The organism is Brevundimonas sp. RM1, assembly GCF_052907225.1.
Window position 1 is genome coordinate 26,839 of the sequence record NZ_JBRERY010000014.1, and the last position, 17,107, is coordinate 43,945.

Annotated in this window: 13 protein-coding genes; 10 read left to right on the forward strand and 3 right to left on the reverse strand. The window is 55.4% G+C overall.

Going from position 1 to position 17,107, the window contains the following annotated elements:
* Positions 1 to 34: 34 nt before the first annotated feature.
* The 3 genes from ACU5AP_RS12445 to ACU5AP_RS12455 all read right to left on the reverse strand — a co-directional run bounded on the left by ACU5AP_RS12445 (position 35) and on the right by ACU5AP_RS12455 (position 2,715).
* Positions 35 to 661 (reverse strand): D-sedoheptulose-7-phosphate isomerase, encoded by a 627-nt coding sequence (locus ACU5AP_RS12445; RefSeq protein WP_191002028.1) that lies wholly within the window; start codon positions 659 to 661, stop codon positions 35 to 37.
* Between the two features lies 1 nt (position 662).
* Entirely contained in the window at positions 663 to 1,634 is a 972-nt protein-coding gene (locus tag ACU5AP_RS12450) for a GHMP family kinase ATP-binding protein (RefSeq protein WP_223850986.1), read from the reverse strand.
* A gap of 112 nt (positions 1,635 to 1,746) precedes the next feature.
* A complete protein-coding gene (locus tag ACU5AP_RS12455; RefSeq protein WP_191002030.1) occupies positions 1,747 to 2,715 on the reverse strand; it encodes an SDR family NAD(P)-dependent oxidoreductase in 969 nt (322 codons plus the stop codon).
* A gap of 207 nt (positions 2,716 to 2,922) precedes the next feature.
* On the opposite strand from ACU5AP_RS12455, the gene ACU5AP_RS12460 reads away from it, so the two are divergent.
* The 10 genes from ACU5AP_RS12460 (at position 2,923) to ACU5AP_RS12505 (ending at position 17,026) form a co-directional block, all read left to right on the forward strand.
* On the forward strand, positions 2,923 to 4,170 hold the full coding sequence (locus ACU5AP_RS12460) for an HAD-IIIA family hydrolase (RefSeq protein ID WP_191002031.1): 1,248 nt from the start codon (positions 2,923 to 2,925) through the stop codon (positions 4,168 to 4,170).
* 40 nt (positions 4,171 to 4,210) lie between these two features.
* Positions 4,211 to 7,336: a glycosyltransferase gene (locus ACU5AP_RS12465; protein ID WP_446681315.1), complete on the forward strand. Its 3,126-nt coding sequence runs from the start codon at positions 4,211 to 4,213 to the stop codon at positions 7,334 to 7,336.
* The gene (locus ACU5AP_RS12470) at positions 7,323 to 8,201 is read left to right on the forward strand and encodes a class I SAM-dependent methyltransferase (protein WP_191002033.1); all 879 of its coding nucleotides are present in this window, start codon (positions 7,323 to 7,325) and stop codon (positions 8,199 to 8,201) included. Before ACU5AP_RS12465 ends, ACU5AP_RS12470 begins: the two co-directional genes overlap by 14 nt.
* A 344-nt stretch (positions 8,202 to 8,545) precedes the next feature.
* Positions 8,546 to 10,648, forward strand: coding sequence for a glycosyltransferase family 2 protein (locus ACU5AP_RS12475; protein WP_191002034.1), 2,103 nt, complete (start codon positions 8,546 to 8,548; stop codon positions 10,646 to 10,648).
* The gene (locus tag ACU5AP_RS12480; RefSeq protein ID WP_191002035.1) at positions 10,639 to 11,493 is read left to right on the forward strand and encodes a glycosyltransferase; all 855 of its coding nucleotides are present in this window, start codon (positions 10,639 to 10,641) and stop codon (positions 11,491 to 11,493) included. Before ACU5AP_RS12475 ends, ACU5AP_RS12480 begins: the two co-directional genes overlap by 10 nt.
* Positions 11,494 to 11,640: 147 nt before the next feature.
* Positions 11,641 to 12,441: a glucose-1-phosphate cytidylyltransferase gene (rfbF, locus tag ACU5AP_RS12485; protein WP_191002036.1), complete on the forward strand. Its 801-nt coding sequence runs from the start codon at positions 11,641 to 11,643 to the stop codon at positions 12,439 to 12,441.
* 40 nt (positions 12,442 to 12,481) lie between these two features.
* Complete coding sequence (locus ACU5AP_RS12490; protein WP_191002037.1) at positions 12,482 to 13,564, forward strand: NAD-dependent epimerase/dehydratase family protein; 1,083 nt, start codon at positions 12,482 to 12,484, stop codon at positions 13,562 to 13,564.
* 2 nt (positions 13,565 to 13,566) lie between these two features.
* The gene (locus tag ACU5AP_RS12495; protein ID WP_191002038.1) at positions 13,567 to 14,913 is read left to right on the forward strand and encodes a UDP-glucose dehydrogenase family protein; all 1,347 of its coding nucleotides are present in this window, start codon (positions 13,567 to 13,569) and stop codon (positions 14,911 to 14,913) included.
* A 1-nt stretch (position 14,914) separates the two neighbouring features.
* The gene (gene rfbC, locus ACU5AP_RS12500) at positions 14,915 to 15,466 is read left to right on the forward strand and encodes a dTDP-4-dehydrorhamnose 3,5-epimerase (protein WP_191002039.1); all 552 of its coding nucleotides are present in this window, start codon (positions 14,915 to 14,917) and stop codon (positions 15,464 to 15,466) included.
* A gap of 627 nt (positions 15,467 to 16,093) precedes the next feature.
* Positions 16,094 to 17,026 carry an NAD-dependent epimerase/dehydratase family protein gene (locus ACU5AP_RS12505; protein WP_191002040.1) on the forward strand — a complete coding sequence of 311 codons (933 nt, stop codon included), beginning with the start codon at positions 16,094 to 16,096 and terminating at the stop codon, positions 17,024 to 17,026.
* Positions 17,027 to 17,107 lie beyond the last annotated feature (81 nt).

A 17,107-nucleotide genomic window follows, 5' to 3' on the forward strand; every position in this document is an offset into this window, starting at 1 on the left:
TCGGTCGTAGCAATCCTACGCAGTCCGAGACGTCCTAAAATTTCACATGGCCTAGATTGCCTTGATCCAATAGCGCACCTATCCGCAGGCTCTGGGCCAAGATATGCATTAGTGACTGGTGAATGTCTTCGATGACACCGTAGTTGCTTGCTGCCACGTGCAAGGAAATATCCGCCTCTGAAGCTACGGGGCCTCCGTCGAAGCCTGTCAGGGACAGCACCTTCATACCCTTGTCGTGAGCGGTCCTGACCGCTGACACGATATTGGGGGAGGTTCCAGATGAACTTATCGCCACTAGAACGTCATCTGGTCGACCGAGTGAACGCAGCGGTAGTGCGAACATCTCTTCGACGCCGATGTCGTTGACGATTGCGCTCATCAGTTCTGGTGCCGACGACAGACTGTGAACCCGTGGCTTGAGCGATGTTCCAGCCTGAACGCCCTTTAGGCAGTCGCATAGCAAATGATTGGAAATCGCCGCCGAACCGCCATTCCCGCAAGAAAAAATCGTACGATCACTCGATATGGTTTCTTTCAGGAGTATTTCTGCAGCCAGTATATTCTCTCTTGAGACTGAATCCCACGCCCTGATGATTTCTTCAAGATAGGCTTCGAGATACTGGTCGGCACCTGAAATCGGTTGGCTTGGAAAGAGCGTCATTTTATTTCTGCTCGTTATCTTTTCTAAGTGAAAGCAAGATTTCCGACCCGGCCGGCTCAAAGTTGAACGCTACGCGTCGAAGGCCGACGGCTTTCTCAATACCGTCGTGGAGATCAGGTGGCGCGAAGAAAGCCAAAAAGCCGCCCGAGCCTGCACCCAGCAACTTGCCGCCCTCTGCGCCTGCGGCAATAGCGGCGTCATGCCAACGGTCGATGTCTCCGTTGCTGATGCCGCTTGCTAACCCCTTCTTCAAGGACCAGTTCTCGCGCAAAATTTCGCCGAAACTGTCAAGTCGGCCTATGCAAAGCTCATCTCGTAAAAAATAAGCCAGCTCGACCATGCGGCCTAGTTGTGCACGTGATTTTGAATCGTCCGTAACCTGTTCAGATTGTCGTGCGAGAATGTCAGACGCGCTGCGCGTCACGCCCGTGTAGAAAACGACCAGCTTTGAAAATAGCTCAGTCAGGATTTCCGGTCGAATGCTCAGGGGCTCTACCGAAACGCTGCCCTCAGGATTAAACGCGATGAGGTTCAACCCTCCGTAGGCCGCAGCATACTGGTCCTGTTTACCGATCGGCGCGCCGCACCGTTCGATCTCGATCTCGCTGGCAGTGGCAGCCAGCCACTCGGCAGAGGAATTTAGGCCCTTGTAAGCATTGACAGCATTCAAGAGCCCGACGGTAAAGCTGCTCGAGGATCCTAATCCCGTTCCTCTGGAAGGGATGTCCGCTGTGGTCGTTACTTCGACGCCGCCCTTGATGTCCATGGTCTCAAATGCTGCGCGGAAAAGTCTATGCTGGATTTGGTCAAGCGAGGCGACTTCTTCGGTTTGTGAGTAGGCTAGGCGGATGCCACCGTCGAACTTCGGATTGATGCTGACGTAGACATACTTGTCGATCGTCGTACTCAAGACTGCGCCGGGCGCCGTCTTGTAGAATGCGGGTAGGTCGCTGCCGCCGCCCACGAAGCTCATTCGCAGCGGAGTTCTTGATATGATCATAGTGAGAAGGTGGGCAAAGAAGCAGTTTGCCGCTGGGACCGAACGGAAAATCGCGACAGAATTCGCATGTGGCTTGTGTAATCCATCAGGCGTGCTGCTCCGGCCCGACGATTTCCTCGATGGCGCGGATGATCGTCTGGGCCGAAGACCGCGAAGGCTTCCAACCTGTGTCCGTCAAGCGCTGAACCGAATACCGGAAGGAAGGAACATCGCCGACCCAGCCGCGGGAACCCTTGCCGTAGACGATGGCGGCGTTTGGGGAAACACGGTCACGCACCGTCTCGGCAATGAAGCGAACCGTCACGCCGTCGTCGCTGGGGCCGATGTTGAAGGTCAGGCGGCGGCCTTCCAGTGTTGAAATATGCAACATCGCCTCGATCAGATCATCGACGTGGAGATAGGCCTTCCGCTGAGTGCCGTCTCCCAGGACGTCGAGTCGTGCAGGGGTGGCGCGCAACTTATTCACGAAGTCGAAGATGACCCCGTGTGTCGCCGGCGCGCCGACGACGTTGGGAAAACGATAGATTTCAGCCCTCGGAAGATAGGCTTCAACCGCTGCATTGATCTGGGCCTCTGAAGCCAATTTCATGGCGCCATAGTTCGAGATCGGCGCCAGTGGGCCGATGTCCTCAAAAATAGCGACATCCCCGAATGGCCCATAGATCGCGGAGCTCGAAGCAAATCTGAGAGTATGAGCCTCGGTTCGCCTCATCAAATCCAGCACGCCAAAGGTTGTCTGGAACGTCCGGTGCAGGTCGATATGAGGATCTGCAATGCCTGCGGGAATGTCTGAGTTGGCGGCGAGATGCCAGACATCGTTCAGTTGACCGCCGACGGAGGTCAGGGCTTCGGCCATGGCGCCGGCGTCAGCGCAGTCGACCTGACGAAACTGGACGCGCGAATCCTGAACAAGCGCAGCGATGCGATCTTCGCCCCCGCGTGAAAGATCGTCTAGAATCAATATGCGGCGACCTGAGGCGGCCAGATGCTCGACAAGGTTCTTGCCAATGAAACCGGCTCCGCCGGTGACGATGTCGATCTTGTCGAAATCCATGGTCGCTCCCTGAGGCTGGCCTTATAGTCAAAAAATGGCGATCACAACCGCTTACTGTTCGGAGGCCTAAGAGGCGCTTTCAAGCCTTTAGGCTTTCCTCTATTCAACCCGCTCTCGGGATTAATAAGGCCGCACTTGACGGGCGGCGAGGGCACCATGTCATCCCGACGGATTATTGTCAGTGAATGCAACCATCGAGATCCAGGCATGACCGTACAAATTCGTCAGGCTGTCATCCTTTGCGGAGGGTTGGGTACGCGTTTGGGCGGGCTGACGCGTGACACGCCCAAGCCTCTCCTACCGGTGGACGGTACGCCGTTCCTGCAGATGTTAATGCAGGAGATCACACGCTACGGCATTGATCGCTTCTTGCTTCTTGCGGCCTACAAGTCCGAACGCTTCCAAGATTTTGCTGGGCAAGCGGCTCAAGCTCTCGGGCGTTCTGTGACGGTTGAAGTCTCCATCGAGCCCTCCCAGGCTGGTACGGGAGGCGCCCTGTTTCATGCGCGTGAAAGACTGGACGACGCCTTCTACCTCTTTAACGGCGATACTCTGCTGGATGTGCCTCTCGACGCCCTTGCCCGGAAACTTGCAGATTCGCGTAACATTGGCTGCCTCGCTCTCAGACATGTACAGGACGCCTCGCGATATGGCGTAGTGGATGTTGACGCGGATCGGATCGTTCGGTTCGGCCGAGCGCCATTGCCTGGAGAATCTGCGTGGATCAACGGCGGCGTGGCGGCGTTTCGCCGGTCTTTCGTCGACAGATTGCAAACTCGGGGGGCATTCGAGGTCCAAGCCTTGCCGGACCTCGCCAGCGAGGGGGCGCTTGCTGCGGTCAAGGCGCAAGGTTTTTTCATCGACATCGGAGTGCCGGCTGATTTTGAACGCGGCCAGATCGAAATACCCAACTACCGACGCCGACCAGCCATCTTTTTCGACAGGGACAGCGTGGTCAAGCTCGATCATGGCCACGTCGGTCAAGTCGGGCGATTCGAATGGGTGCCCGGTGCTCGAAAAGCGATCGCCATGGTCAATTCGAAGGGCTTTTACGCCTTCCTGGTTACAAACCAGGGGACAGGCGCCAGGGGGCTATATTTGGAAGCGGACCATCACACGTTAAGTCGGCATATCCGCGCCGGATTGTCGCAGTTTGGTGCGCGGTTTGATGATGAGCGGTACTGTCCTTTTCATCCTGATGGTGTAGACCCTGCCTGCAAGAAGGCGTCAGATCGGCGCAAACTCGAGCTAGGCATATTGCTGGATTTGATGCGGTTTTGGCCGGTTGATAAGGCTCGAAGCGTAATGATCGGAGGCCGGGACAGCGATATGAAGGTAGCCGCTGCAGCAGGAATTGTCGGTCGTCATTTTACCGGTGAAGGCCCTCTGGATGATTTCGTTTCCGGAGTTCTGGACGACCTGTCGGAAGGGGACGGCGTTGAAAGGATGAAGTAAGTCGCCCGCAGTGATTGCGCTGTGAGGGCCATAAGCGCAAATGGCGTGCGACTTTAGTGAAATTGCCTTCGAGCCGATCTGCTTCATGAATAACAAGACGCTAATGACTGCAGACGGTGCCGACCTGCCTCGGCCCCTGCGCGTGCTGAGAAAGCGTCTTCGTGCGTTAGGCCTATGGTCGACCGCCAAAGGAAGGGGCAAGGCTTCTCCGGATTGGGGATCGCTGGCTGAGATGGGCAAGGCCGCTCCTCGCGCTTTGCAGCACTGGTTCAAGCCGATGGACCGTTATTCGGCGTGGCGGGCAGTCAACGTCCTTACGCCGGCCGCGCTGTCGGATTTGCAGCAGGCGATAAAGGCCGCGAGGCCGAAAGTCCGATTTTCGATCATAACCCCTGTCTACAATACCGGTGCGGAGCATCTGCACGAAACCGTCCAATCTGTGCTTGGTCAGGTTTATGGCGATTGGGAGTTGTGGTTGTCCGATGACGCCAGCACCAACGCTGACACGCTCCGCGCCCTGGACGAGGTTGCTGGTCTGGATAAGCGTATCCGTACCCTCACGTCGTCGCAGAACGGGGGGATCAGTGTGGCGACGAACGCTGCGGCGGCCAAGGCGAAGGGCGATGTTCTGGTCTTTCTCGACCATGACGACTTGTTGACGCCAGATTGTTTGGCGGAACTGGCCCTTTACTACACGGCGCATCCGGACGCGGATATCGTTTACAGCGATGACGATAAGCTCGATGACGAGGGGCGGTTCTATGCGCCTCAATTCAAGCCCGACTGGTCGCCGGCGCTTCTGACCAGCTTCATGTATATGAGCCACGTGTTCACGGTCAGGCGTTCGTTGTTCGCGGAACTCGGCGGCTTCCGATCCGATTTCGACGGCTCCCAGGATTATGACTTCGCCCTGCGCGCCAGCGAACGAGCCAGGCATGTCGGCCACATTCCCCGTGTCCTGTACCACTGGCGCGCCGTCGCGGGATCGACCGCGGTTTCCGGCGAGGCCAAGCCGCACAGTTTCGAAGCGGGAAGGCGAGCCGTTCAGGGTCATCTAGATCGAGTAGGTGTTGCTGGGCAGGTGACGCACCCCGACTGGGCGCAGGCCGCCAAGGTGGGCATGTTCTCGATCCGGTTCCCGGATGAGGGGCCGTGGGTCACAATCATTGTGCCGACATACAACGCAGTAGATCTGCTGTCCGTCTGCCTGAAGTCGCTCGAACTCACGACGTATCGCAATTATCGGGTGATGGTCGTGGACAACGACAGTGATTGCCCGGACACTCTGGCCTACCTTCAGAGCGTGTCGCTGGAGCCTCATGTTTCGGTCGAGCGCATTGCAAAGAGCGACGGCAAGTTCAACTACGCAGCCTTGATGAATGAGGCGGTGGCTTGTGCGGACGGCGATCTGATCCTGTTCCTCAACAATGACACCAAGGTCATTGAGCCTTCCTGGCTCAGCCAGATGGTTGGGTTGGCGGGGTTCGAAGGCGTTGGTTCTGTCGGCGCACGCCTTCGGTTTGCGGACGACCACATTCAGCACGCAGGCATCATCCAGGGGTATCACGACGGGTTGGCGGGCCATGCTTTCCGAGGGCTCCATGCCAGCCAGTGGGGCTATCTGGGCTTGATGCGCGCGCCTCACGAGCAGATGGCGGTGACGGCCGCCTGTATGCTGACGCCGCGTGCTCTATTTCAGGAGATGGGCGGGTTTGACGCCACGACCTTCGCGGTCGCCTATAATGATGCGGACTATGGTTTCCGGCTGCATCAAGCGGGCTACCGGAATCTGTATTGCCCGGAGGCGGAACTCTATCATTTTGAAGGCCGCACCCGGGCCAAGGTCGACGATCCCAGCGAAGTCGCATCAATGCGCAAGCTCTATGGTCGTGCGGTCGATCCTTTTCACAACCCAAATCTATCTCTAGATGACGGGTTGTTTCAGGTTGCCGCAAGGCGATTGCCGATGCGTGCTAGTCGGCCCGTGAGGGTGGGGGTTTTTAGCCACAACCTGCGCCAGGAGGGAGCTCCCAAAACCCTATGTGATCTCATCATCGGACTCGCCAGCTCCGGCGTGATCGAGCCAATCATTTACGCGCCAGCCGATGGGCCGCTCGGACTTGTTTATGCAGAAGCCGGTATTGAGGTGCGTTTATTGCCTTGGCCGTCGCCCAGATCAAATTTGCCTGATTATATAGCTGCGCAATCCGTCCTTGCGATGGAACTGCGGTCTGCGAAGTGTGAGGTGATAGTTGCCAACACGCTTATTGCTCATCACGTCATCGGTGGGGCTGCCCGCGCAGGCCTTCCTTCGATTTGGTGTCAGCATGAGAGCGAGCCTTGGTATGATTATTACAGCGCTCTCGAGCCGGCCGTACAATTTCATGCCTATGCAGCTTTTGCTCAGGCCTACGCCGTCACCTATGTAGCTGATGCTACAAGGCTAGCTTGGGCTCCCACTCAAACCCGGCACAACGCGGTCACCATACGGCACGCCATCCCCGCTTCGGTTCTAGCTGAAGAAACGTCGCGATGGACTCGACGGGAAGCTCGTCGGCGGCTTGGTCTTCATGAAGACGAGGTCGCTGTGATCCTCCCCGGTACCGTGTGTGCTCGCAAGGGCCAGCAAGATATCGTTGATGCGGCGTTCCTCCTGTCAGCCGGCGCACTACAGCAGGTCAAGATTTTTATCGCCGGTGCGCTGGTTGAGGATGAATACGCTGTGCGTTTGGCCGGCATGATCGAATCTGGGCATCCAGCCGCCGCTGAGCGGATTGTATTGGTTGGGCCTGTCGAAGACATGAGCCTCTATTATACGGCAGCAGATATACTAGTTTGCACATCCCGGATCGAAAGTGCGCCTCGCATTCTCGTTGAGGGCATGGCGTTCGGTCTACCTATCATCACCACCCCTGTATTCGGCATCCCTGAGGTGGTCGAGGAAGGGGTAAACGCCATCTTTTATCGTCCAGGCGACACGAAGGCGCTTGCTGGGCACATCTCCGCACTAGCGATAGATAGTGAGCGTCGAGCAGTCATGGCTGATGCAGGACGCGAAGTTCTCGAGTCACGCCCTAGCTATGACGATATGATCGTTAAATATGCCGCCCTTGTCCGAGAGGCGGCTCTTTCCGGGTCTTGGAAGCTAACAGATGACCAATATTGAAACGACCTCTGCTCACTGGGACGCCAAGTACGCGGCTGCGACCCAATCGGCATGGGTACAAAATCCGCTGGTTGCTGAAGCTCTCTATTATCGAATGACGGGCCAGCGGGGATACTGGCTAGATTGGGTTTTCAGCCAACTCGTTGGGCCGGTCCAAAATCTCCTTTCGGTTGGATGCGGCGATGGCGGGCATGAGTTGCTCATGGCGCGGAGGGGCTTCGCTGAGAACGTGGTTGCGTTTGATGCTGCGCCCGACGCTATCAAACGGGCTCAGGAGACAGCGGTAGCGGAAGGGTTGCCAATTGAGTTCAGCAATCTTCTTTTTGAGGAGTTTGTCCTGAATCAAGGGCCAGAGAATAAATACGATGCCGTGTTCTTTTCTGGTTCTCTCCATCATGTCACAGATCTCGAAGGCATGCTTTCTGCAGTTCAGAAGGTTTTAAGGCCAGGTGGGAAGGTGATTGTGAATGAATATTGCGGTCCCTGTTATCAGCTTTATCCGCCGCATCAGGTGGAGATCGTGGACAGAACCATCGCATCATTGCCCGAGGAGTTTCGCTCGTCTGACCGGTTGGAGTTGCCGAACATGCAGATGATTATGGCATCCGATCCAACCGAAGGAGTGCGTTCTGCACTGATACCAAAGCTTGTGCCGATGTATTTTGAGCCAGAGTATGAACGGTTCGTTGGTGGAGCTTTGCTTCACCCTCTGTTCAGTTGTTTGAACGCAAGTCGCGTGAATGACGGATCACCGGAGAGCAACCTTCTCGTTAGAATGCTGATATTCCTAGAGGATGAGCTCACCCGTTCTGGCGCGCTCCAGCACGACTTCATGTTGGGCGTTTACGCTAACACATTAAAATAGCCTAAATATTTCCTTATTATTCTTGCGGTAACCTTTTTGAGCCCGATGGCATCTTGATGTGCCGTTGACCGTCAGGGGGAGCTATGTAGCCTCCCCCAGACGATATGGGTGCAGCGTGTTCGAAGGTGCGCAAGTATTTTTACTGTCTGGTTTGAATGTGAAATGAAAAGATGAGCTTTCGCTAGACTGTTTTGATGGGCGTTTGATGATTGTGAATCAGCAGTGCTGAGCTTTAAGTCGCTAAGGTTGTGTCGAAGGGGTTTTCTTTGTCTGTGCTTTTACGTAATCTAAGGAATGTGGGGCGCGCTATTAAGCGTCGCAAGCGGTGGCGACCGTCCCTAGCTTTGGCGAAGGCCGTCTATTTCAATCCTCAGTGGTATCGTAAACAGCATGCGAGCTCGCTGACAGCTCAACTTGATCCGTGGGGGCATTACAAGCGGCATGCGCGTCTGCCAGGCTATGACCCAAATCCGGCCTTTGCGAGTTCTTGGTATGCCGAGAAGTATTTGGCGAATAACGCTCAAGAGACGCCGATAGGCCATTACGTCCGACTTGGCGCATCTTTGGATATGCGTCCGTCGCCGATTTTTGACCGCGGCTGGTATTTGAAGGCTAACGCGGATGTTGCGGCGGCCGGGATTGAACCGCTTCGGCATTTTCTGGAGCATGGGTCCGCCGAAGGTCGCTCTCCAGGGCCCTATTTCGATGCTAAGTGGTACAAGGCGCAGCACAAGTCGTCCGGAGCGGCTCACGCTGATCCACTAGGGCACTATTTCAATCATGCGAGGCAGGCGGGCTATGATCCCAATCCAGCCTTTGCGAGCGCTTGGTATGCTAATCAGGCGTCGGATTTAGGTAGGCAAAATCCGCTTATCCACTATCTAGATCGGGGAGTTGGGTTAGAGGCGAACCCGCACCCACTCTTTGATGCCGTGTGGTACCGTGAAGAAATAGGGCCCGACAAGACAGAGGCGCTGCTGCATTATCTAACACAGGGAAGCGATGCTGGTCGCAATCCCCACCCCTTGTTTGATGCCAGATTCTATTCGGAGCAGGCGGGGCTGGAAGGTGTTCATCCTCTGACGCATTATATGGTCGCGGGTTTGACCTCCACGATATCGACCCATCCCTTATTCGATGCCATCAAGTATGCGGCGGCGATGAGGAGTAAGCCAAAATATCGAACCCTTCTTGAGCATTTTGAAATGCACCCTGCTGGCCAGGCGGGCATAAGCCCCCTGTTGGATGTCGAATGGTATCTTGCAAGCCACGGTTTGTCTGGGGAAACTAATGCCCTGGCTCATTACCTCAGAATGGGTTCACGCAGGAACCACAACCCCAACGAGTTGTTCGACTTAAAGTCCTACGTTGAACGCTATCCTGATATTCGGCGCGCTGGCCTGGAACCGCTCAGTCACTATGCCCGTTGGGGGTGGATGGAGGGGCGTCAGCCTAGCCCGAAATTTGACGGTCGCTTCTACAGCCTAACTCAGAAAAAATGGCCCGCTAAAACCGATCCATTAGCCCGCTTCCTTGAGGAAGGCTCGGACGAAGCGTTGATGCATCCGTCGAGGGCTGACACTGCTCTTTCCCAAAAGATGAGGGGCGTACGCTGCACGCCTGATAGCCTCGTCGCTGCCATTGGCGTTGTTGTTTACAACGAATCTGAAGAGCAGATCGCGCGCATAGTCGAAACGTCTTCAGTGGCCCTGAGGAGGGCGGGTGCACAATCGCCCAAGGTTATAATTTTCGACAATGGTGGTACGATCCCGGATGCGCATATTCCGGATGGAGTAATATTCATACGCCGTGGATTGGATCAGGGGTTTAGCGTTGGCCACAATACGCTGATGCGCACAGCTTTTGACGAGGGGGCTGATGTCTATATTGGCGCCAATCCAGATGGGGCCTTCCATCCCGATGCGGTGATAGAGCTATTAAAGATGGCGACGGCTCAGAATTCAGGAGCAATAATCGAAGCTATCCAGTTCCCAGATGAGCATCCTAAATTTTATGATCCGTCGACTTTGGAAACGGATTGGATTTCGGGTGCCTGCTTCTTGATACCGCGTAAGGCCTATGACAGTGGCGTTATGTTCGATGAGCAGTTCTATCTTTATTGTGAAGATGTCGACATTTCCTGGAACGCAAGGCGCCTGGGTTTTAAGACTCTGATTTGCCCTACAGCGCTTTTCTATCATGACGTGTCGGATCGAGGACACGATCCATACCGCTATGGTCTCATGCTAACGAGTGCCCGATACCTCGCACATAAGTGGGATAATCCAGCCTTTAAAGAATGGGCTGAAAGGCAGCTTATTGAGAGCGGACTTGCCAGCGCGCTGCATGAACTGCCTGACGTGTCACAGCTTCCCATTATCGACGAGGCGAGCGAATTCACTGATTTTGATCATTACTTCCATTTTACGGGTGTTCGATGGGACTGAGCAGCGCTTTGAAAATGCCGATTGCTGACGCTTATGCGCCGGGTCTCGATGTCATTATTCGAGTTCACGATTCTAGCCGGCTATTTGAGCTCGACAGAGCAATTTTTTCGCTTGTGAATCAACAGTTTGCGCCAATACAGCCTGTGATTGTCATGCAGCGCTTCAGCAGCGATGAGGTGGAGGCAGTTAGGAGGCTTGTAAGTCGGTATAATTGGAATCGCCACCATCAGCCTGTGATGGTGGAAGTTGAGGGAGTGGGCGATCTTCGCTCGAAACTCCTGAACGCCGGATTCGCGATTGATAAAAATAGATATGTCGCCATTCTTGATAGTGATGACTATGTTTACGAAAATTCATACTCCCGCCTTATAGGCAAGCTGCAGTCTGGAGGTTCTGCGGTTGCCTTTGGCAATATTAAAGTGAAGCACGTCGTGGTTTATGACGAGGAGTGGATCTACAATCTTTCTTCTAAATCAGATGTTTATATTGGAGATGGATTCCTCGACTTAGTTCGAGAGAATTTCTGCCCTATTCATAGCTTTGTGATTGATAGGTGCGTCGTTAAGGCTGAGGATCTCTATGTCGATGAGTCCTTAACGAGGCTCGAGGACTATGATCTTTTGCTGCGGTTGGGCCGTAAGTATGTTTTCGATTTCTCTTGCCGCGATAAGCATGTCGGCGTTTATAACTGGCATATAGATGGAAGAAATAGCATTCAAGTTTTCGGGCAAGATCCTGAAGTTTCCCGGCTGAATGAAGAGCAATGGGTTGGTGCGAGGGCGAAGGTTTGGAATAGGAAACTTCTACTTCGCACAAAATCTAGCGCAAATAACGAAGTTCGGTAAAGATATAATGTTCAGTTGCAGCGAAATGATAAAATTGTTTGTGCCCGAAAGGTGTTGTTGCAGCCCAATGCAGGGGCCTGTGGCGGATCCATTTGTCATTTGTAAGGCCGATGCTAAGTTTAATTTTTGCTTGGTAGGTGCTTGAAGATGGTGCCTGCAGACACGCCTGTCTTCATACTTGCCGGTGGCTTGGGTACGCGACTGAAAGAGCACACCGAGTTCCGACCCAAGCCGATGGTCGAGGTCGGCGGCCGGCCGATCCTGTGGCATATCATGCGATGGTACGGAAAGTTTGGCTTCCGCAAGTTCGTTATCTGCGCCGGTTTTAAGTCGGAAGTGATCAAGGATTACTTTCTGAACTACGACGCTATGAATTCGGACTTCACCACTAATCTGGCAGACAGAAGCATCGAGATTCACGGCGCTCACCACGATGAGGACTGGGAAGTCACGGTCGCCTATACGGGCGAACTGACGATGACTGGCGGCCGCATCGGTCGGGCCGTGAGCAAGTATCTGGGTGATGCGGAGCATTTCGCCGTGACTTACGGCGACGGCGTTACCGACGCCGATCTGGAAGCTGAGTTCGCTTTCCACCTGAACCACGGCAAGGTAGGCACGGTGCTCGCTATCAATCCGCCCTCCCGCTTTGGCGAACTGCTGACCGACGGAGACACTGTGACGACCTTCGCTGAAAAGCCGGAGTTGTCGAACACATGGATTAACGGCGGCTACTTCTTCTTCCGCCGCGAGTTCGCCAAATACCTCAATGAGAATGAGGGTTTGGTGCTCGAGAAGGAGCCCCTGACCCAACTTGCGGCTGACCACGAGCTAAACATATTCCGCCATCGATCGTTCTGGGCATGCATGGATACGCAGCGCGACCGTGACGAACTCGATGAACTCTGGCGATCACGCAATGCGCCGTGGGATACCCGCGACAAGTGATCGCTGACTTACACCTAACGCTCTGATCTCAAGGAAAAACATGGCCAACCCTATCGTCCTCGAAGACCTCGAGCGCATGTATTCTATCGTCGGTCGTCGTGACCGTTTCGAAGGTTCGACGATCGTCGTTACGGGGTGCGCGGGGTTCCTGGGTTTCTACTTCCTGCAGTTTCTCGTACGCAAGGCAGGGGACCTCGGCATCAAGAAGGTGATCGGTCTCGACACCTTCCTGCTCGACAAACCCAAGTGGCTGACTGAGCTTGTCGAGGAGTTCCCGTCGGTCTTGGATTTGCGCGCGTTCGATATTTCGAAGGACGACATCGCCAAGGTGGATGGCGCAGCAGATGCGCGCTTCGTGATTCATGGTGCCTCGATTGCCTCGCCGACCTTCTATCGCCAGTATCCGGTGGAGACGATCGACGCTAATATCTGGGGGCTTCGCCACCTCCTCGATTTCTATCGCGGTCGCGACACCCTCAAGGGCTTCCTGTTCTTCTCCTCGAGCGAAATTTACGGCGACCCTGATCCCCAGTTCATCCCCACGGACGAAGAGTATCGCGGTAGCGTTTCCTGCCATGGGCCGCGCGCCTGCTACGACGAATCCAAACGTTTCGGTGAGACCATGTGCTGGGTTTACGCCAAGCAGTATGGCATGCCCGTAACGGTCGCGCGGCCGTTCAACAACTATGGTCCCGGCATGCGCCTAGGCGACAAGCGTCTGCCTGCCGACTTCGCGACGTGTGTGACCGAGGACCGGGACATCGTGATTCTGTCCGACGGCACGCCGACGCGGACATTCTGCTACGTGTCAGATGCGGTTACCGGCTATTTCCTGTGCCTGCTGCACGGTCAGTACGACTATTTCAACATTGGCATCGAGAAACCCGAAATCATGGTCAAGGATTTCGCTAAGCTTTACCAGCAGGCCGGTGCTAAGATTTACGGCTACAAGGGGCAGGTCTTCTACGAGAAGAGCGACGATCCTGAGTATATGACGGACAATCCTAACCGTCGCAGCCCAATCATTACTAAGGCGCGCACTATTTTGGGGTATGATCCTCAAATTCTCGTCGAGGAAGGCATTGGTCGCTACCTCCGATTCCTTAAGCACGAAAGTCAGTAAGCATGAAGCTCGCAGTCGTCGGCACCGGTTACGTCGGTCTCGTTTCGGGTGTTTGCCTGGCCGCCAAGGGCCACGACGTCACGTGTGTGGATATCAATCCCGCGATCGTGGATCGGCTCAACAGGGCTGAACCGACCATCTATGAAGAGGGGCTGCCAGAGTTGCTGAAGGAGGTTCGCGACAGCGGGCGTTTCCGAGCGACTACCCAGATCACCGAGGCGCTGGATGGATCCGATCTAGTCCTCATCGCGGTGGGAACGCCGTCCGAAAACGGCGTGATCGATCTCAAATATATTCGCCAGGTCGCCGGCGAGATCGGGGCTTATATCAAGACCGCGGGGCGACACATCTCGGTCGTGGTCAAGTCGACCGTCGTGCCCGGAACAACGGACACTGTTGTGCGTGAGGAAATCGAAGCCGCGTCGGGCTTTAAGCACCCGGCTTTCGGCCTGGGCATGAACCCCGAGTTCCTGCGTGAGGGCGAGGCGATCGAGGACTTCGCCGAACCGGATCGTATCGTGCTAGGCAACGAGGATCCCGAGACGCTTGCCCGTCTGGAGGAACTCTACGCTCCGTGGAGCGTCGACAAGGTTCGGGTCAACACCCGCACTGCGGAGATGATCAAGTACGCCAATAACGCCCTGCTCGCGACGCAGATCTCGGCCGTGAACGAGATCGCCAACCTCGCGGCGGCGCTGGGGGGGATCGACGTGCTGGACGTGGTGGGTGGCGTGCATTTGGACAAGCGCTGGAATCCGATCCTGGAGGCCGGCGCGCGCGCCAAGCCCCAGATCCTGACCTATCTCGTGCCGGGTTGCGGTTTCGGCGGGTCCTGCTTCCCCAAGGACGTCCAGGCTCTTCGTAGCCAGGGCGAGCAGAATGGGCTGCCCATGCGTATGATGAACGCGGTTCTGGACGTAAACGACGCCCAGCCGTCGCAGGTGCTGGATATTGTCGAACGCGACCTGCCGGACCTGTCCGGCAAGCGTGTGCTGGTGCTGGGGCTGGCCTTCAAGCCGGGCACGGACGATGTCCGTGAATCCGCCTCCCTGAAGATCGTCGATCAACTCGTGGCCAAGGGCGCCGACGTGGTCGCCCACGACCCCATCGCGGTCGACCACTTCAAGAAGGCGGTCGGGCCGGCAGGCGAACAGGTCCGCTATGTCGAGGACTGGGAAGCCGAGGTCGCGTCGGCCCAGGTCGTTATCGTCGCCACTAAATGGCCGGACTACGCCGTCCTGACGTCACAAGATCTGTCGGGTAAGTTGCTGTTCGACGCCCGCAGGATGTTCCCGCCGGCTCAGGTCGGGGGCGCCCAGTATCTTTCCATCGGCCGACGGATCGCTTGAGATGAAGTACCAACCCACTGCCGTCGAAGGTTGTTTCGTGGTCTCGCTGGAGCCGCGCGGGGACGAACGCGGCTTCTTCGCCCGGATGTTCGATTCTGAGGAGTTTGCCAGCATGGGGATGGACAGCCTCTATCCCCAGATTAACACTTCCCTCAGCGCCCTAGCCGGCACTTTGCGGGGATTGCATTATCAGGTCGCGCCTCATGGGGAAGCCAAGTTGGTGAAATGCCTGAAGGGCTCGGCCTTCGACGTGGTGGTCGATCTGCGGCTAGGCTCGCCGACCTACGGTCAGTGGGCTGGCGAGACGTTGACGGACAAGAATCGGCTGATGATGTATGTGCCGAAAGGGTGTGCTCACGGCTTTATGACCCTGGAGGATGATACCGAGATGCTTTACCCCGCGTCCGGTCCCTACAATGGTCCCGCTGAGCGGATCCTGCGGTGGAATGATCCTCGTTTTTCTATTGAGTGGCCGCGCCAACCAAATGTCCTATCTGACAAGGACCGCGATGCCCCCGACTATGACCCTGATTGGCATGAGCCAGGATATTGAATTAAGAAAGAGATTGCAGGCGGTGTGTTGTTTTTCTGCTTGTTTCGGGCGCGCGTTGAGGTGTTGAGATCTTGAGAATTGGCTGCCGTTTTGTTTTATTTATGTTGGATTTAATTCTATAATTCGCGCCGGGCATGTGCTGGATTGTTTTGGAGTTCTGTCTAGGAATATTTGGACCGAATCTAAAAGATTTATCTATGGTGCATGATTAGTATGTAATTGGTGCCCCTGCATCTCAGAGTATGATTAATCTTGTTCCGAGTTCGGTCTCTAAGTTGCCGAGTGAAGTGCATGTTGAGGCAGGGTATCTAAACCTGTTCGTGGATCCGCGAGTTGACTGGGTAATGGAGCGCTTGGGTGGATGTTTGGCGAATCTTTCATTGGTCCTGGTCCGCTAGAAACTATGCCTACCTATCAAATAATAGGAAATAGGGGTGCCCTTTTTGCGTTCTATTGAGGTTAATCATTTAGCATTCATGAGAAGTAAGCCCGTTTTAATGGAAGTGGGGCGCTATTTTAATTATTAAAGAGTTGTGATGTGCTAAAATTTATATCCTTTCGGGCGCCCTTGATCTTCTGAGGGGGCCATTTTTGCGTTTTGGTGAGTAGATAGTTAAGGGTATTGGAATGAAAATTCTGCTGACTGGCGCGAGTTCATTCACCGGGTCATGGTTTGCGTCGGAGCTCACTGCCGCGGGCCACGACGTGACTGCGACCTTCCGCGGAGCTATGGGAAGCTATGTCGATACGCGCGCAGAACGCATTGCGGGTGTTTTGGATATGGTCGAACCGATCTGGGGTGTTGAGTTCGGCGACGCCGCCTTCTTCGATGCGTTGGGAGGTCGGTCCTTTGATCTTGTCTGCCACCACGCCGCAGAGATGACCGACTATCGCAGCTGGGATTTCGACGCGATCGACGCCACGGCCAAAAACACCCGTGGCGCGCGCCGACTGTTGACCGATCTTGCCGAGAGAGGCGGGGGGAGGTTGATGCTTACAGGCAGTGTCTTTGAACCTTACGAAGGTGTGGGCGACCCCGATCAGCGTGCTTTCAACCCATATGGGCTTTCCAAGCATCTGTCGTTCGAGGTTTTCCGTCTTGAAGCGGAACGTCTCGGTCTTTCTCTCGGAAAGTTCGTGATTCCTAACCCGTTCGGTCCTCGGGAGGAATTTAGGTTCACCTCCTACCTTGCTCGGGAATGGTCCCTCGGAAAACGGCCGGTTGTTGGAACGCCCGCCTATATTCGCGACAATATTCACGTCTCCTTGCTGGCTGTAGCCTATAGGGAGGCGTGCGATGGCTTGCCACTGTCGGCCGGGCTGACCAGAGTGGCGCCAAGCGGATATGTGGAGCAGCAGGGTGCCTTCACGCACCGGTTTGCCCGAGAGATTGCCGCCAGAACGCCGTGGGAATGCGATTTCGCCAACGCCGACCAGCAAGATTTTCCGGAGCCTTTGTTCCGAACCAACGCTGATCCCCATCCCAACAAGGGTGAGTGGTCAGAGTCTGACGCCTGGGATGCTCTCGCGGTCTATTATCTAAGAATGTTCCCAGGGTAGGCTAATGCGACCAAGCGTTTCTAGCCTATCTACGGAGGCACCGTAGGGCATCGTCGGTTGTCTTGACGGTGGCAAGTGGGC

What these genes read in the sequence shown, in the direction of transcription:
- ACU5AP_RS12445 (WP_191002028.1), bottom strand. Translation starts at nt 661, where the DNA reads ATGACGCTCTTTCCAAGCCAACCGATTTCAGGTGCCGACCAGTATCTC.
- ACU5AP_RS12450 (WP_223850986.1), bottom strand. Translation starts at nt 1,634, where the DNA reads ATGAGCTTCGTGGGCGGCGGCAGCGACCTACCCGCATTCTACAAGACG.
- ACU5AP_RS12455 (WP_191002030.1), bottom strand. Translation starts at nt 2,715, where the DNA reads ATGGATTTCGACAAGATCGACATCGTCACCGGCGGAGCCGGTTTCATT.
- ACU5AP_RS12460 (WP_191002031.1), top strand. Translation starts at nt 2,923, where the DNA reads ATGACCGTACAAATTCGTCAGGCTGTCATCCTTTGCGGAGGGTTGGGT.
- ACU5AP_RS12465 (WP_446681315.1), top strand. Translation starts at nt 4,211, where the DNA reads ATGGCGTGCGACTTTAGTGAAATTGCCTTCGAGCCGATCTGCTTCATG.
- ACU5AP_RS12470 (WP_191002033.1), top strand. Translation starts at nt 7,323, where the DNA reads ATGACCAATATTGAAACGACCTCTGCTCACTGGGACGCCAAGTACGCG.
- ACU5AP_RS12480 (WP_191002035.1), top strand. Translation starts at nt 10,639, where the DNA reads ATGGGACTGAGCAGCGCTTTGAAAATGCCGATTGCTGACGCTTATGCG.
- rfbF (WP_191002036.1), top strand. Translation starts at nt 11,641, where the DNA reads ATGGTGCCTGCAGACACGCCTGTCTTCATACTTGCCGGTGGCTTGGGT.
- ACU5AP_RS12490 (WP_191002037.1), top strand. Translation starts at nt 12,482, where the DNA reads ATGGCCAACCCTATCGTCCTCGAAGACCTCGAGCGCATGTATTCTATC.
- ACU5AP_RS12495 (WP_191002038.1), top strand. Translation starts at nt 13,567, where the DNA reads ATGAAGCTCGCAGTCGTCGGCACCGGTTACGTCGGTCTCGTTTCGGGT.
- rfbC (WP_191002039.1), top strand. Translation starts at nt 14,915, where the DNA reads ATGAAGTACCAACCCACTGCCGTCGAAGGTTGTTTCGTGGTCTCGCTG.
- ACU5AP_RS12505 (WP_191002040.1), top strand. Translation starts at nt 16,094, where the DNA reads ATGAAAATTCTGCTGACTGGCGCGAGTTCATTCACCGGGTCATGGTTT.